The organism is Algoriphagus sp. AK58, assembly GCF_014324365.1.
Taxonomy (GTDB): domain Bacteria; phylum Bacteroidota; class Bacteroidia; order Cytophagales; family Cyclobacteriaceae; genus Algoriphagus.
In genome coordinates this window covers 1-1,357 of record NZ_QEIG01000041.1, presented here as the reverse complement: position 1 = coordinate 1,357, position 1,357 = coordinate 1, and the positions used below count along the sequence as shown (strand labels likewise).

General features: G+C 43.7%; 1 protein-coding gene. It reads left to right on the top strand.

The features are described from left to right. A partial coding sequence (locus tag DDT91_RS20525; protein WP_222718698.1) for a hypothetical protein occupies window positions 1-187 on the top strand: 187 nt, incomplete at its 5' end. Between the last annotated feature and the right edge of the window lie 1,170 nt (window positions 188-1,357).

The window sequence follows — 1,357 nt, the reverse complement described above, 5'->3', positions numbered from 1 at the left end:
TAGAAAGGGGAATGATTTGACCCAAAAATTAATAATTTTGGACCGCGAAAAGGATCTCAGATACCAGCTCATCATCAAAGGAAAAGAGCGGGCCAAGGACTTTTCGGCAGAAAAATTTATTCAAGCTTTTCATCGGCTGATATTGGGGGAGGTCAGGAGGCATGGAAGTTTCGGAAACATCGAATGATGAATATTGAAGTGGGGGCAGGTCGTTAAGCGTTAATGGTTAAGCGTTAAGGAGGTCTGAAAAATAAGCGGAGCTTGGGGGCAGGGAGGTCAGGAGGCATGGAAGATTCGACAATATCGAATGATGAACACCGAATGATGAATATTGAAGTGGGGCAGGTCGTTAAGCGTTAATGGTTAAGCGTTAAGGAAGTCTGAAAAATAAGTGGAGCTTGGGGGCAGGGATGTCAGGAGGCATGGAAGATTCGGAAATATCGAATGATGAATATTGAAGTGGGGGCAGGTCGTTAAGCGTTAATGGTTAGGCGTTAAGGAAGTCTGAAAAATAAGTGGAGCTTGGGGCAGGGATGTCAGGAGGCATAGAAGATTCGACAATATCGAATGATGAACACCGAATGATGAATATTGAAGTGGGGCAGGTCGTTAAGCGTTAATGGTTAAGCGTTAAGGAAGTCTGAAAAATAAGTGGAGCTTGGGGGCAGGGATGTCAGGAGGCATGAAAGATTCGAGAATATCGAATGATGATATTGAAGTGGGGGGAGGTCGTTAAGCGTTAAGGGTTAAGCGTTAAGGAGGTCAGGAAGATATTGCTTCGACACGTTCAGGCACCGAAGCTTAGCACAAGAGGATGAAGTCTGGAAAATGAGTGGAGTTTGGGAGCAGGGATGTCAGGAGGCATGGAAGTTTCGGAAACATCGAATGATGAACACCGAATGATGAATATTGAAGTGGGGGGAAGGGTGAAAGAAAGGCCAAAATCTCAAGCTCCAGAGGGCTGATGATTCAAATTTCACCAGAAAATTAATCCCGAAAGGATCAAACATTTCATGACCACAGGTGACTGAAAGAAACCCTTGGTAAAGTTGTTTTCTCGGTCATAGCGCTGGTCGCTAAGGACTTTTTTCTTGACATTTAAATATCGTGATAGTGCGATGGAAAAGAAGAAGGTAGCGTCCCGATAAGTGTGTAAGTGGTAGAAAAAGGTATTCTGGAATTTTTCGGCCCCTTCAAAGGCCTTGAAAAATTACGGAAATAACTTTTTCGGGATACCTTCACACACTTAAGCTATGAAAAAAGAAGATGCATTCAGCGAGGAGTTCCTCAAGCAGTTTAAAAACGGAGAAGAGCATTAAAGCTTTTCGTGGCCAGGTCAAAAAGAGAGGCTTAGAAG